Raw genomic sequence first — 16,444 nt, 5'->3', positions numbered from 1 at the left:
TCACCTTCAACATGACCACCGATGAAAATGGAGTGATCACCATCACTGGTGTGGATGGCGATGGTAACCCAGTCCTCGACATCACCATGACACCGACCATGAATGAAAATGGCGATGTCACCGTCGTAACGGATGTGAATCAATACCAACCACTCGATGAGAATGATGGCGTAGGTGATACCACCGGTTTGATCACAAATAATGGTGACACTATTTCAGTGGATTTACCGTTAGAAATCGATGACACCGATGGCGACACGTCGACCATTGATATCACGGTGAACTTTAAAGATGGTGAAGATCCAAGTTTTGGTGAAAACACTGAGATTGCTGAAATCACTGAAAACGACGGTGAACAAACGGCCAATGGCAGCATTGAATTTGACCAAGGCAGTGATCACGTTGATGAAATTGTCTTCGATCCCAATCAGCCGTCTTTAGAAGGCATTACCAGTAATGGTGAAGCGACTCACATTGATACCGCGGCCCTAGCAAGCGATCCAAGTACGCTCACCTTATTGGATGCGGATAATAATCCCGTGATGAGTGTGACCATCGATGCCGATGGTCATTACACCGTGACGCAATACCAGCCGATTGACCAAGATGACAGTGACATCACCAAGATTGCGTTGAATGTTTCTGGTACGGATGACGATGGTGATACTGCGAACGGTACCATCAATATCGTGATTCATGATGGCGCTAATGCTGAGAATGTGACTGATACCATTGATGTCATTGAAGGCGATGTTGATACGGGGGCCGTCGATGGTGATGGCAACCCTGTTCAGACCTACCCAGTAGAAGGCCATGGCTCTGTCACGATTGAATCGCCAAGCGATAACTTAGTCGCCGGCTCACTGCGCTTAAGTGAAGCGGGCAAAGCAGCCCTACAAAACGAGATGTCAGAAGTCACCATCAACGATGGCGATCCGGTCACCTTCAACATGACCACCGATGAAAATGGAGTGATCACCATCACTGGTGTGGATGGCGATGGTAACCCAGTCCTCGACATCACCATGACACCGACCATGAATGAAAATGGCGATGTCACCGTCGTGACGGATGTGAATCAATACCAACCACTCGATGAGAATGATGGCGTAGGTGATACCACCGGTTTGATCACAAATAATGGTGACACTATTTCAGTGGATTTACCGTTAGAAATCGATGACACCGATGGCGATACGTCGACCATTGATATCACGGTGAACTTTAAAGATGGTGAAGATCCAAGTTTTGGTGAAAACACTGAGATTGCTGAAATCACTGAAAACGACGGTGAACAAACGGCCAATGGCAGCATTGAATTTGACCAAGGCAGTGATCACGTTGATGAAATTGTCTTCGATCCCAATCAGCCGTCTTTAGAAGGCATTACCAGTAATGGTGAAGCGACTCACATTGATACCGCGGCCCTAGCAAGCGATCCAAGTACGCTCACCTTATTGGATGCGGATAATAATCCCGTGATGAGTGTGACCATCGATGCCGATGGTCATTACACCGTGACGCAATACCAGCCGATTGACCAAGATGATAGCGACATCACCAATATCGAGCTCAATGTCTCGGGGACGGATGACGATGGCGATACCGCGAACGGTACGATCGACATCGTGATTCATGATGGCGCTAATGCTGAAGATGTAAGCGATGAAGTTACCATTGAAGAAGGTGATCTTGAAAACCCAGCTTCAGGTAATGAATACCCAGTGCATGGTGAATCATCCAAGTTAATTCCAACGCCAAATGATGATCTTGACCCAAGTACCTTACAACTTACTGATGAGGCGAAAGTTATACTCTTTGGTGATGGTACCGAAGCGAACCCAGGGGAGCTATCTGAAATCACCTCAGGTGGTCAACCTGTTGATTTTGCACTGCAAGAAAATCCTGATGGCAGCATGAGCATTGTTGGAACCGTTGATGGTGAAAATGCGATCACGATAGGCTTTGAAGTGGTACAAGGTGAAGATGGCGAGTTCTATATCAACACCACTGTCGACCAAGCTTTACCACTGGATGATATCAATAAAGATGGTGATACTTCTGGCTTAATCACCAATGATGGTGATGTGATTTCGATTGATCTTCCATTGGAAATCTCCGACACCGATGGTGATATCTCTAATATCGACATCACCGTTAACCTAGAAGATGGCCAAGATCCGTCCTTTAGTGATGACAGTGAACCCGTTGTTATTAACGAAACAGATTTTGATAATATTGATCCAGATACGGGAGAAGGAAATCAAACTCCAGGTCAATCCACAGGTAAAATCCCAAGCTTTGATATGGGTTCAGATGAAATAGCATCGATGACCTTTGATGACCCTCAAGGTGAAAATTCAGGCTTAGACGATATTACCTACGATGGCGGTAAAGAAACCGACTATAAAGTGGATGGCAATACCATTACCGTCACCGGTGAAAATGATGAACCAATCTTAAGTATTAGCGTTGATACCGAAGGTAATTACACCGTTACGCAATATGAACCTATCGATCAAGATGCAGGGGATGTTGACCTTAATCTTAGTATTACTGCAGTGGATGATGATGGTGATAGCGCTTCGGGCAGCTTTAACATTGTTATTGTTGATCCAGAGGGGACCGATGCTACTGACGAAATCAATATCACTGAAGGTGATAAAGAAAACTGGGCTGATGGAAACGCTTATCCAGTTTCCGGTAGTAGTTCAGTGGTTATTGATTCTACTAGTGATGATCTACGTCCAGATACCTTACATATTGATCCAGAAGTCTCTACAGCTTTGGAAGCTGAACTTGATGGCTTAACCAGTAATGGACAACCGATTGATTTTGAAATTATTACAAATATAGATGGCACCATTACAATAACGGGTACCGCGGGTGGATCAGATATCTTAACGATGACGATGACCCCAACTGTTGATGCAAACGGTAATGCCACAATTACTACTGATGTTATTCAAAATGGTCCAGTTGATCATGAGGATGGCAATGGTGACAGTGAAGGCTATGTTACTAACAATGGTGACACTATCAGTATTGATGTGCCATTAGTGATTGATGATGCCGACGGAACATCAAATAATGTTGACATTACTGTTAATATTGCCGATGGCCAAGATCCGTCGTTTGGTACGGATACAGGAGTCACTCTTGAAGAAGGTTCTGATGGTATTGATTCTGGTAAAGGCCATATAGATGTGGATACGGGCAGTGATGATGTGGAGGATGTGCGTTTTGCCTCAGATCAATCTCAACTTGATGGTATTACGTCAAATGGTCAAACAACATCTGTGGAGCTTAGTGATGATGGTCATACATTAACAATTGTTGATGAGGATGGTAATCCTGTCATGGAAGTGACTATTGACCAAAATGGTGACTATGAGGTTAACCAATCTCAGCCTATTGACCAAATTAGTGAAGATGATGATATTTCAGATATTCCGATCAATGTTGAAGTCGAAGATGCTGACGGAGATGTAGGTAAAGGAACGATCACCATTCATGATACCGATGGCGTAAACGCACAAGGTGGCGGTGAGATTGATGCTGGAATGGTTGAAGGAGACCTTACTCCAGGTTCTGAATCAGAAGGGTATCCGAAAACTGCACAGAGTGGTTCAACTCATGTTGATGCGGGGTCTGATGACTTAGATCCAAGCACAGTACAAGTGGATCCTAATGTAATGGATGACTTGATTACAGAGCTCAACTCTGAAATTACCACAAAAGGTGGTGGTTCAGTTAAGTTCTCATTTGATCCTGAAACCAATACATTAACGGGAGTGGATGCTAGTGGTAACCCTGTTTTTGATTTTCACTTGATTGCAACACCGACTGAAAATGGTGGTGTTGATATTAGTGTTGATATGACGCAATACCAACCAATCGATCATGTGGATGGTGCTGGTGATACTACTGGGTATGTCCATAATGATGGTGACAACATCACCATCAATATCCCAATCCAAATTCAAGATACTGACGGCGATTTCATGGATGAGTCCATTGATTTCAACGGCACCATAAGCGATGGTAACGATATTGAAATCGATAGTGCTGACAGTATTAGCGTTAATGAATCTGATATTGATAAAGGTGGTGATCATCACGCGGGCTCAACACCTGGACAAAATGGCGAGTCAGCAACTGGTACGATTACTATTGATTCAGGTAGTGATTATGTGGATCACTATGAAATCGATGTTGATGCTTTCAATGAAAAAAATTCAGATAGTGAAGGTAATAGCAACATTACTTCGGGCGGTACCGACGTTATTTTAGTTGATAATGGTGATGGTACATATTCAGGTGTGCTGGTCGATGAAAATGGTAACCCAACGGACGATGATGTCTTTAACATCAGCTTTGATAACACTAATGGTAGCTATACCTTTGAAGTGACAGGCGCGATTGATCAGCCACTTGATAATGGCAATGGCGGTCAATCGACCAATATCATCATTCCTATTCATGGTGTTGATGATGATGGTGATAGCAGTAATACGATTGATGTCAATGTCACTGTTAATGATGATGTACCAACTGCAACTGATATTAATGAGGCGGTAGAAGAAGGCGTAGGATTAACCTACCTTGGTGATGTGCTTACTCAAGCTGGTGAGGGGGCGGATGGCGCTCAAGTTACCGCCATTGTAGTTGATGGTGAAGAGATTGCTTTAGATACTTTACCAACAGAGACCGGCCCTGATGGTAATGAATACTATGTTTATGAAGTTCAAGATTCTGACGATAATCATCAAGATTTAGGTACCTTATACGTCTCAGAATCTGGTGACGTTTATTTCGATCCATCAGCTGATTTAGATCATGATGGTAGTGATCTAAAAGAAAACATTCAATTTATCGTTACTGATGGTGATGGAGATACTGATACGGCTGATGTAAATATAGTCGTGACCGATGAAGGTCCAACCATGGAAGTTTCTGGCGGTACAGGCCAAGAAGAAGATGGTCGCCACACGACTGATGTTACAGATAATGTTGATGATAATACCCGCGAAGGGATTGAAATCAATATGACCGTTAATGTCGGTGATATTGATGAACATGAAGCACTTGGTGAAGTGACGATTACCCCTCAAGGTGAAGCTCATGGTGTATTTGAGTTCAATGGTGAGCCGATCACGCCAAATGAAGATGGCTCGATCACAATACCAAATGCAGCGTTTACTCCAATTGATAATGGCGATGGCACATTAAGCTATGAATTAAATGGGATTACATTTGTACCCGATGAAGACTTCTCAACTGTTGATGGTGATTTAGGTTTCAATGTAAGTGTCGAAGTGACTGATGATGATCATCGCGAAGAAATTGCGAATGGTTCATTCAACATCACTGTTGAAGGTATTGCCGATACACCAACATGGGATATGGATAACACTGATCTCTACTATGAAACAAGTGAAGACAGTGACAATGTGAAATTGAATATAGATGTTGATCTGAATGATAACGACGGGTCAGAAACCTTAGAATACCACCTTCAAATAACAGAAGGTGAAGGGGACATTTATGTTGATGGAGAAAAAATAGAGCCGGATGAAAATGGTGTGTATACCATTTCGGCTGATGATATCGATAAAGTGGAAGTTGATCCTGCGGATAACTGGTCAGGTGAAATGAAAATTGATGCTTGGGGAACCAGTACCGAAAGTGGCGATACTGTTGATGGCAAAGAAACAGCCGATTCCTCTCACCAAACGATTATCATCGATGTTACTCCAGATGCAGATGAAGTCAGCATGAGCACGAATAACAATATCAAAGTCGATGAAGATACTGCTATCCACTTGTCGGATGTGATTACTAAAGTGAATACTTCTGTCGATGATGATGGCTCAGAAAGTTACTTTGTGCGTATTTCAGGTTTACCAGAAGGCGCAACAGTATGGGGCGTAGATGATGAAGGGAATCCTGTAGAATTAGAGCCAAATGCAGACGGTTTCTATGTGATTTCTTTCGATGATATTGATGATACTGTCATCATGCCACCGCCACAAAGTAATGAAGATTTTACTTTTACCGTTGATGGAATGTCGGTTGATAACGCCGATCTGAGTGATACAGATCTGAATGATGAAGATATTTGGGCAGGTCAAGATAGTAGTGAAATCAATGTTGATATGCACGGTGTTGTCGATGATCCAACTATTGTTACAAGTGGAGATTGGGAAGTTTCTGACGATGGTAAAACGATCTCAACCACAGTGGATGAAGATGGTGCAGCCACGATAGATTTCAGCTTTATTTCTGGTGAGTACACAAACTCCGATGGGCATGGAGCGGTATCAGAAGATACAGACACATCTGAAAAAGTCACGTTCACAACATTACAAGATATTCCAGAAGGGGTGTACTTTAGCGATGCGGATGGTAATCCGTTAGAACCGACACTCGTTTCAACCAATCCAGACTTATACCAATTTGATGTTAATTCATTGAACGGTATTCAAATTCATACCAATAGCAATAGTGCGGATGATATTGATATTCCGGTACGTGTTGTGGTGACAGAAGATGACGGTGATTCGCAAGAATATGAATATAATATCCATATTAATGTTAATCCTGTCGTTGATGGTGTCGGTAAAGATGAGAACGGCAACTTAGAGGATTACAACACCACATCAAAAGGTAATGAAGATGAACTAATTAAACTGAATTGGGATCCTACGGCGCAGTTTGTCGATAATGACGGCAGTGAACAAGTTGTAGGCTTAACAGTTAATGGATTTGAGAATTATCCTGATGGTTATGCATTAGTGATTGGTGATGAAGTGCTCACCCCTGATGAAAATGGTTCAATTACCTTAACACCAGAACAGCTAGAGGAAGCTCAGGAAAGCGGCTTGTACCTTAGCATGCCCGAAGATGCAGATAGCGATTTACATTTAACCACGGATATCACTATTCGAGATTCAGATACTGAAAACCCAGATGATAACTATGATGAAACCACAATCCATGGGAATTTAGATGTGGATGTTACCGCTGTCGTTGAAGAAGATGGTGATGGTGTAGATGATGGTGGTAAGTTGGTTATTGATGACGCTGACGGTAATGCGATTGCAGATACTGATGGTGATGGGATTCAGGATATATATGAAGACCCAATTGATGAGGGGTCGAATGAAATTCGGTTATCAGTTAACGATATAGTTAATGGTAGTTCAGGCGGTAATAGCTTGGATTGGGTCAATGATGACACTTCAAGTGATGAAGTGATCAATAAAGTGATCATTACCTTCCCAGATGACTTGCCCGATGGTTTCCAAGTTGAAGGCGCGATAAATAACGGTAACGGTTCGTTTACGATTACTGAAGATAAACTCGATGATATTGTGATTAAAGCACCTATTGGGTTCGATGGTGATGTGACTATACACGTCAGTGTTACCATACAAGATCAGGGGGATGATGCTAACTCGGAAAGTGAGACAGTAATTAAAGAAACCGATATAACTCTTCACTTTACCAATGAAAATGATGGCGGTGACGGTACTTATACTCCACCTGCTGCCGGTGATATTGATGATGCAACTCAAGATCAACAAGTCGATGCTTCTGAAGATCAAGAAGGTGGCGTCAATATAGGTGATTTAATTTCAGATGGCTTTGTGATTAGCACTGATGATACTGATGGTGATGGCGTTCCTGATCTGGATAACGATACCACTTCAATCATTATTAATGCCGATGATTTACCTGAAGGTGCCACGATTGATGGTATGGAATATAACGAGCAAACGGGTGAATATGTCATTAGTGTTACCCCGAATGCTGATGGTTCAATAACGTTACCACCAGATGTGATTCTAAACTTACCACCAGATTATGCTGGTGATATCGATATTCCCGTGAAAGTTGTTGAAACTGATAACGATAGTGGCCTGTCCAATGAAGGCTCAATGAATATCACGGTTAATGTTAACCCTGTTGCAGATGCCCCAGAAGTCACCATTACTGGTGGTGGTGATGAAGATAGCCTAATTGAACTAGATTTAAGTACCGTGATAGGCGACCAAAATAATGGTGGTATAAATAATGGTGGTGATGAAGAAATTACAGATGTGACGATTAAACTAGTTGATCCATCACAAGGTGAATTTGTCGACGAGAATGGTGATGTAATTCAACCGGATGCCAATGGTGAAATTCATGTTGACCCTAATGAGCCAATTTATTTCCAACCTGCGCCAGATTTCAGCGGTACTGTTGATGTTATCGTGACAACGGACGTAACTGATACTGCAATGGTTGATGGCGAAGAAGTGAGTAATAGTGGTTCGTTTGAACAGAATGTGAGCTTTGATGTCAATGCCGTGAATGATGATATTGAAATCAATGGTGAAGTCGCCACTGGTGAGAATCCCGTTCAAGTTACAGGTGATGAAGGAACATCGATTTCATTTGGTGATTTCACCGGAAATGTGACTGATATGGATGGCTCAGAAGAGATTATTTCTGTCAGTATTACCGGCGTACCAGATGGCTTCGTGATTGAAGGCGCTAATAATATGGGAGATGGTGTTTGGTCTCTCCCTAATGTGATCAGCGATGATGGCCAAAGTTTTGATTTATCAGATTTGAGTATTCTGCCACCAAATGATTTTAGTGGTGATATTGACCTAACGCTTAAAGTCTACACAACAGATGATAATGGTGATCCTGTTGAGAAAGACGTACCTGTTAATATTCATGTTGATGCTAAAGCGGATGCAGTTAATACAGATGTAGATGCTTCTGTTTCTGGTGATGAAGATTCGGCGAATGGCATAACGATCAATATCAATGCACATGCAGTTGATGATGAAAATAGCGTAACAGATCCGGCAAGTAATGTTCATGAAGGTGCACCAGAGCAAGTTCAAGTAACCATTTCTAATGTGCCTGATGGTGCAACTTTTGGATTCCCGGAAGGCTCAGATGGTGAAATTATTCAAAATCCAGATGGCACTGTCACGATCATTTCCGATGGTTCAGATCTGGATAGCATCATCTTTTATCCACCAGAAGATGGTAATTCCGATAACATGACCGTTGGTGGTGAAGATTGGGACGGAACCCTTGATCTTGCTATCCAAGGTAATGATAACGGTGATACCTCTGGCCCGGTCGAAAACGTCACGGTTGATATTGATATCAAAGCTGAAAATGATGCTGCGGTGAATACGGCTCCGGATAATGTGTCTGCAAGTCAAGATGGTAGTCCGACACTGATCGAAGGTATTCAAATCAGTGATGTGGATTCCGGTGAGGGTAAAGGTGATTATACAGTGAGCTTTAATGCTCAAGGTGGCACACTGGCTTTACCAGAAGGGACAGATACAACGGGTTTAAATATCACTGATGATGGAAACGGCAATTACACCATTGAAGGATCGATTGATGATATCAACGCGGCATTAAGTGGTGGAGTTGTTTATACCCCAAATGAAGGAACTGAAGGCGATCAAACCATTAGTATCACCACAACAGATAATGGTGATGCAGATGGCAATGATAAACAGACAACCATCAGTGAAATTACGGTCAACGATGTTGTAAGTTATGATCCTGAAGAGGTTGCTGATTCCGAGGTGCCGCCAAGCAGCTACAATGCGGTTTATACTGGGCAAAATAATCCACAAGAGCTTCGTAGTCACTTAGCTTCAGCCGCGGCACAAATTAATACAGCGTCAGTGGTACCTTTAACTGCACTTCTATTAGGAGCAGAGGTTGTAGCAAATGAAGGTGAAACCTTAGAGCTAAACCATTTAGGTGGAGCTCAAGTTGTGGATGAGAATAATCAGCCTTTAGGCATGGCTTCAGATGATGGTTCTGTGACATTAACATCAGACCAAGTTGCAGAGGCTTATGTACAGCAGCAAGTTGAGTCAAAGCACACTGAATTTACGGTAGTAACAAAATCTGCGGATAATCGTATTGTTGGTGAGCATAATGTTTCTACGGCGAGCTTTAATACTACGGGGTTAGATTCACAACGCGATGTTTCGAGTCAAAATAATTCATCAGCCTCTGATAATAACGCTGAGAATGTAAAAGCTGCGGCAGTTGGTGACGCTGAACATGCTATAGAAGCTCAAAATGTGTCTGATTTATTAGCTGCAAACCCTGAAATAGTTGAGCAATTAGCCGAGAATGCTGAGCAATTATCAGATGATTTACATGCTATTGTTGATGAAGTTTCAGCGCTTTCTCAAGATAAGCTTGATGAAGCTATCGTAGATAAAGTATCGGAACTTCAACAAGATATGAATGATGCATCAAGCCAAGATTTATCATTAATGGATAACCCATCTGACCATGCAGATGAGCTAACAAGTAACGAGGATAGTGCAAATTATTACGAGCAATCTCAACAAGATGATGAGATTGCTTTAACGAATGAAGATGCACAAGATTTCGATGATGCAAATCAAGATGACGGATTCTTTGATGAAGATGACAGCTTTGATTGGGATCACCTTGCTGCTAATGGTTTAGATGATGAGCTTAATGATGATGCTTCTGGCATGAAAATAGCGGATGATCTTATGACGATTCACAGCGATACTGATTTCGATGTAGCAGACTTACTTGATCAAGACGATCAGAATGACAATTTTGATATGGATAAATTGCTAGGTGACGCAGCGGCATCCTCGGCAGCCGATATTGGTAAGCCGGAAGAAGCATCTGCGGATGATTTAGCGTCTACTCAGCCCCTTGACCAACCAGATGTATCTGGAATGGGAATGGATTTATCAGGGCTTCATGATACAAGTTCAGCAGGGCATATCATTAATGACTTGTTTGATCCAAACCAAATAAAACCTACAGATAGTTAATATCATTTAGGTTTGCAGCCATATTAATAACCCCACAGAGTCGATCTGTGGGGTTATTTTGTATAACGTACAGACAACGAAATAATTTCATACATTCACCGTTATTGATTGAAAAATGTCAGCTCGATCAAACATTCTATAATCTATTTCATTATGATTTTAGCTTTGCAAGTTATGCATTGTACTTAGATGAAAAACGCCATAGGATTGATAAAAATAGAGAGTAGTCATAGGCTTTCATCGAATTTTAAATACCTTCATCGGAGGTTAAACAACAGGGAATCAACCATATGGTTGCAGTTAAAAAACAACAAATTGCACCTCAAGGACCTGAATTTTCAGATCTAATACAGGGTTATTGGCGCTTAGCTAATTGGGGAATGACACCACAAGAGCGTTTAACGTTTCTAAAGCAACATGTTGAACTCGGTGTAACGACGGTTGATCATGCAGATATTTACGGCTATTACGAGTGTGAGCAATTATTTGGCGAAGGTTTAGCATTAGATAAAAGCATGCGTGATCAAATTGAGATAGTCACTAAGTGCGATATCAAATTGTGTGGCAATAAAAATCCTGACTGGAAAGTGAATCACTATAACACCAGTAACAATCACATTGTTGAATCAGTCAATAATTCATTAGCACGCTTACAAGTTGAAAATATTGATGTGTTATTGATTCATCGCCCAGATGCTTTAATGGATGCGGATGAAGTTGCCGAGACATTTTCTGAGCTAAAACAAGCTGGTAAAGTTAAGCACTTTGGTGTATCTAACTTCACCCCCCGTCAATTTGAGTTGCTGCAATCTCGCTTAGATACGCCGTTAGTGACCAACCAGGTTGAAATTAACCCATTAAATTTTGATGTGGTTGATGATGGGACTCTAGATTTACTTCAACAGTTACGTATTAAGCCAATGGCTTGGTCTTGCCTTGCAGGTGGTACTATTTTTAATGGCTTAAAAGAACAACATGTTCGCGTACGTGATGAATTAGAAGCAATACGTGAAGAAGTTGGTGCTGAAAGTATTGATCAAGTTATCTATGCTTGGGTTCGTCGTTTGCCATCTAAGCCTTTACCAATTATTGGTTCTGGTAAAATTGAACGAGTTCAAACTGCGATTGATGCATTAAATATTGAATTAACTCGTGAGCAATGGTTCCGAGTATGGATTGCGTCGAAAGGTCACGGTGTGCCATAAGCCTATATGCTGTGTACTTGTGACGGTACTTATCGCTCTAATACAACTTCAATTGCTTTGCGTATAGCTCTTACGTAAAAAGGAACTTAGCTCGATCTGAGTTCCTTTTTTACGTTTGTTTTTAATCATCGGTTTATGATGATGAAGCAGGTTGGTATGGTAGTCCGGCCTGTTGAATTGATTGACATATCGTCTCACGTATCCATTGATGGCCTTTATCTTGATTGTTTCTTTCATGCCACAGTAACACATAAGCCATTGGCATAAACTCAAATGGTAATGGTAATTGAGTTAATGGGTAGAGCTTAAGCGCATGGCTAGCGAAACTCGAGGGTAGGGTGAAGATCAAATTGGTATGAGCGCATACACTCGCTGCGCCATAAAAATCAGGCACTGTAGCGTTAATTTTACGATGATGGCCTAAATCTGCGAGGTAGTAATCCAATGCCCACCATTCTTTACCTTCGCAACGAACCTGCACATGTGATAGTGCTAAATAATGATCTAATGTCCAGCCGGCATCTTCAATGACTTTTAATATGGGGTGATCATTTTGTACTAAGCAAACTTGTTTATCCCTAAATAAAGTTTGGTGCTCAATCCCTTCGGGTAACTTACCAACACTAAACTCTGACTGAGGATGCAAATCCCGTCCTGCGATTCCAAAATCAATTTGCCCGTGTTGTAAGTCGTTAAATGATTGGCCAGTCCATAGATAAGAATCAAGTTGAATATCGGGTGCTTGATTGAGTAATGAACCAATAAAAGAGGGAATTAAGGTTTCATAGGCGCTTTCTACCATAGAAAAACTAAATTTACGGTGACTCGTCTCAGGGATAAACGTTGGTGGCTGAGTGATTTGGTATAAGTCTTGAAGTACGCTAGGCAACATTTTGGCTAATGCAAGGGCATGAGCAGTCGGCTTTAACCCATGAGAAGTACGCTGAAACAGAGGATCTTCTAGCGTATCGCGTAGACGGTTTAAACTTTTACTTAATGCCGATTGACTTAAATTTAAACGATTCGCCGCACGAGTAACACTTTGTTCTTCAATGAGAACTTGTAAGATTACAAGTAAGTTAAGATCGATTCTTGCTAGTTTATCTAAATTCACTGTTATTCCTTTAGGGAAATTATCTTTGGCTATTATACCATTTCTATTCATAACATCTAAGCGCTACACTATCGGTCTTATCTGATGTGCCAACTTTTACGAGAACTCGATGCAACGTAACTTATTACCTATGTTAATGGCGATGGTGCTACTTAGCCCATTAGCTATCGATATTTATTTACCTTCTCTTCCTACGATGGCTGAGGAATTTTCGGTTTCCAATAGTGAAGTTCAATCCACTTTAATTTTATTTTTGTTTGCAATGGGGTTAGGCCAGATTGTGATTGGTCCGCTTGCAGACCGTTTTGGTCGCCGACCAGTCGCATTGTTTGGGGTCATTCTATATGGGTTGAGTAGTGTTTTGGCGGGCGTAGCACAAGAGTTTGAACTGTTACAAATTGCCCGAGTACTACAAGGGTTAGCGGCTTGCTCGACATCAATTGTAGTATTCAGCGCAGTTCGAGATTGCTACAGCGTAAAAGAAAGCGCCAAAATATACAGTTACCTTAATGGTGCAATTTGTGTCATCCCTGCATTAGCACCAACCCTCGGTGGGGTATTAGCTTTACACTTTGGCTGGCGTTCAACATTTGTATTTATGACTTGTTACGCTATTTTAATTTTATGCATGGTGACTTTCCGTTTTTCTGAAACTCGTCCGTCTCATACGATAAGTGATGGTGCGTTATATCGTTGGGCTCGCTACAAGCCTGTTTTAATGGATCGTCATTTTCTTTTTTATGCCATTTGTTGCATGACAGGTATGGGGGCCATTTTAACGTATGTGTCTTATTCCCCAGTTTGGCTTATTGGACATTTAGGTATGTCTGAATTGGCATTTAGTGGTTTGTTTGGTATCAATGCTCTGATTAACATTGGTGCTTGCTTTGGTGCGCCTTGGGTGATCAAGAAACTCGGTAATCGTCCAACGGTTATCTTTGCTCTATCGCTATTTGTCGTTTCGGCAGCCTTACAATTTGTCGTTCACCAATGGGGACTTACATCACCACTGGCGGCATCTGCAGGATTCATGCTACCAATGGCATTGCTATGTATTGGTTTTGCTTTGCTGCTAGGGCCTGCAACTAGCATGGCATTATCAGGCTTTGGTGAACGAGCAGGAACTGCGGCGGCAATGCTTGGCTTTATTCAAATGAGCGGTGCGTCCTTATTGGCAGGCTTGATTCAACAAACCTCTTTAACGGCTCCTTATGCGGTGATATGTGTTATGGGCGGTGGGGCAATTATATTGTTGACGATAATGTCGATGAAAAGAATGAACGCATGGCATGTCGAACGACTGGCTCACGATTGATGTGCCATGCTTCTCTTTATGAGTGATTGAAAAGCCAGCCTATTGCTGGCTTTTTTGTTATTTAAATTATTTGTGCGACTGAGGCTTATGAAGGATAGTATGGGTATCAAGTGATTAAACTTTAAATTAGAGGTGTACGAATGAAAATCTCAATGTTCAGCACAAAATCTTACGATGAAAGATCATTTCTCCAAGCAAATGAAAATTATGGTTATGAATGTCACTTTTATAATTTTCAGCTTGATCTAAAAACAGCACCAATAGCTGAAGATTCTCAAGTTGTTTGTGCTTTTGTGAATGACGATTTAAGTCGCCCAGTACTAGAGAAGTTGGCAAAGCAAGGTACTAAACTTATTGCAATGCGCTGTGCTGGTTTTGATCGCGTTGATTTAGAAGCAGCAAAAGAATTGGGGTTACAGGTTGTAAGAGTTCCCGCTTATTCTCCAGAGGCGATAGCAGAGCACGCAGTTGGTATGATGATGTGTTTGAATCGTCGTTTTCATAAAGCTTATCAGCGCACTCGTGACGCTAACTTTTCTTTGGAAGGATTAACTGGATTTAATTTTTATAATAAAACGGCTGGGGTCATTGGTACGGGGAAAATTGGTTTAGCCACGATACGTATTTTAAAAGGCTTAGGCATGAATGTTTTATGCTACGACCCATACCCTAGTGATGCCGTAAATGAAATGGGTGCCACTTACTCCTCGCTTGAAGATATTTATCAGCAATCGGATGTGATCACTCTACACTGTCCTTTAACCCCCGAAAACCGCCGACTTTTAAATGCTGAATCATTTAGTAAAATGAAAGATAAGGTGATGATTATTAATACTAGTCGAGGCGGTTTACTTGATTCACAAGATGCCATTGAAGCGCTAAAAGCTGGAAAAATTGGCGCGTTAGGGCTTGATGTATATGACAATGAAAAAGAATTGTTTTTCCAAGACAAATCTAACGACATTATTACCGATGATATTTTTCGTCGTTTGTCAGCTTGTCATAATGTCTTATTCACCGGGCATCAGGCATTTTTAACTGATGAGGCACTAGCCAATATTGCAGACACGACATTAAGTAATATTAAATTGTTCTCACAACAAAAATCTTCCGGTAATGAAGTAATTTAAGCTAGCTATGATTGGCTAAAATTCGGCTAACATTTGTTGAATGTGTAACTTGCGGCTCATCATGCCAATGTTTAAGTTTATGAAAGGGAATTCATGATTAATTATAAAGTAAATGTGCCGATTACCAGTACACAGTTCATTGATCTTTTACAGCAAACGTCGTTAGGTGAACGAAGGCCTCTTGATGATGAACTGACAATTAAAGGCATGTTAGAAAATAGCGATTTGATTGTGACGGCGTGGGAAGGTGAAACCTTGGTTGGTATAGCTCGTTCAATTACTGATTTTTATTATTGTTGTTACTTGTCTGATTTGGCTGTGTCGGAAAATACGCAGACGAAAGGGATTGGTAAGCAGTTAATTATTGAAACATTTAAGTGCTTAAAATCAGGCTGTAAGATGAATTTACTGGCAGCACCGCTTGCTGTGGAATACTATCCACATATTGGCTTTAAACAACATAAAAGCGCTTGGATCTTAAGCGATTTGAGCGAGTTAAATTAACAAAGAGTACGGTTTAATGATTTCTTTGCAAGCTGGATTAATTTACTGCTTAATCTTGAGTTTTGTCACTTTTATTATTTACTGGAAAGATAAACGAGCGTCAATCAACGGTAATTGGCGAACCTCTGAAAAAACATTACATATACTTGCTTTTTTAGGTGGCTGGCCTGGTGCGTTGTTAGCTCAACGTATTTTCCGTCATAAAACCAGTAAGTTTCGTTTTCAGTTTGTATTTTGGCTATTAGTTGTCCTTAATTGTATTGGTACAGTATTGATCCAAAACCCTAATTTTTATATGTAATGTGAATCAA

The 16,444-nt window shown here is 41.2% G+C and carries 7 protein-coding genes; 6 read left to right on the top strand and 1 reads right to left on the bottom strand.

The features are described 5' to 3' along the window. Positions 1 to 32 precede the first annotated feature (32 nt). Together QQJ93_RS05620 and QQJ93_RS05615 are read left to right on the top strand one after the other, a co-directional pair. Entirely contained in the window at positions 33 to 10,865 is a 10,833-nt protein-coding gene (locus QQJ93_RS05620) for a hypothetical protein (RefSeq protein ID WP_284186042.1), read from the top strand. A 290-nt stretch (positions 10,866 to 11,155) separates the two neighbouring features. Then, positions 11,156 to 12,070 carry an aldo/keto reductase gene (locus QQJ93_RS05615; RefSeq protein WP_089124498.1) on the top strand — a complete coding sequence of 305 codons (915 nt, stop codon included), beginning with the start codon at positions 11,156 to 11,158 and terminating at the stop codon, positions 12,068 to 12,070. Between the two features lie 133 nt (positions 12,071 to 12,203). On the opposite strand, the gene QQJ93_RS05610 is transcribed toward QQJ93_RS05615, so the two are convergent. Next, positions 12,204 to 13,184, bottom strand: coding sequence for a LysR family transcriptional regulator (locus QQJ93_RS05610; RefSeq protein WP_089124497.1), 981 nt, complete (start codon positions 13,182 to 13,184; stop codon positions 12,204 to 12,206). 109 nt (positions 13,185 to 13,293) lie between these two features. Here QQJ93_RS05610 and QQJ93_RS05605 point away from each other — a divergent pair, with 109 nt between their 5' ends. The 4 genes from QQJ93_RS05605 to QQJ93_RS05590 all read left to right on the top strand — a co-directional run bounded on the left by QQJ93_RS05605 (position 13,294) and on the right by QQJ93_RS05590 (position 16,434). Further along, a complete protein-coding gene (locus tag QQJ93_RS05605; RefSeq protein ID WP_089124496.1) occupies positions 13,294 to 14,499 on the top strand; it encodes a multidrug effflux MFS transporter in 1,206 nt (401 codons plus the stop codon). A gap of 140 nt (positions 14,500 to 14,639) precedes the next feature. Then, positions 14,640 to 15,629, top strand: coding sequence for a 2-hydroxyacid dehydrogenase (locus QQJ93_RS05600; RefSeq protein WP_089124495.1), 990 nt, complete (start codon positions 14,640 to 14,642; stop codon positions 15,627 to 15,629). Positions 15,630 to 15,722: 93 nt separating this feature from the next. Next, a complete protein-coding gene (locus QQJ93_RS05595; RefSeq protein WP_089124494.1) occupies positions 15,723 to 16,133 on the top strand; it encodes a GNAT family N-acetyltransferase in 411 nt (136 codons plus the stop codon). Positions 16,134 to 16,149: 16 nt separating this feature from the next. After that, positions 16,150 to 16,434: a DUF1294 domain-containing protein gene (locus tag QQJ93_RS05590; protein ID WP_089124493.1), complete on the top strand. Its 285-nt coding sequence runs from the start codon at positions 16,150 to 16,152 to the stop codon at positions 16,432 to 16,434. The last annotated feature ends 10 nt before the right edge of the window (positions 16,435 to 16,444 follow it).

The organism is Vibrio algivorus, from assembly GCF_030161215.1.
Taxonomy (GTDB): Bacteria; Pseudomonadota; Gammaproteobacteria; order Enterobacterales; family Vibrionaceae; genus Vibrio; species Vibrio algivorus.
The sequence above is the reverse complement of the archived record's forward strand: the minus strand, read 5'-3'. Positions and strand labels throughout refer to the sequence as shown.

Excerpts from the sequence above, each read along its gene's own strand:
- QQJ93_RS05605 (WP_089124496.1), top strand. The coding sequence starts at position 13,294 with ATGCAACGTAACTTATTACCTATGTTAATGGCGATGGTGCTACTTAGC.
- QQJ93_RS05600 (WP_089124495.1), top strand. The coding sequence starts at position 14,640 with ATGAAAATCTCAATGTTCAGCACAAAATCTTACGATGAAAGATCATTT.
- QQJ93_RS05615 (WP_089124498.1), top strand. The coding sequence starts at position 11,156 with ATGGTTGCAGTTAAAAAACAACAAATTGCACCTCAAGGACCTGAATTT.
- QQJ93_RS05595 (WP_089124494.1), top strand. The coding sequence starts at position 15,723 with ATGATTAATTATAAAGTAAATGTGCCGATTACCAGTACACAGTTCATT.
- QQJ93_RS05590 (WP_089124493.1), top strand. The coding sequence starts at position 16,150 with ATGATTTCTTTGCAAGCTGGATTAATTTACTGCTTAATCTTGAGTTTT.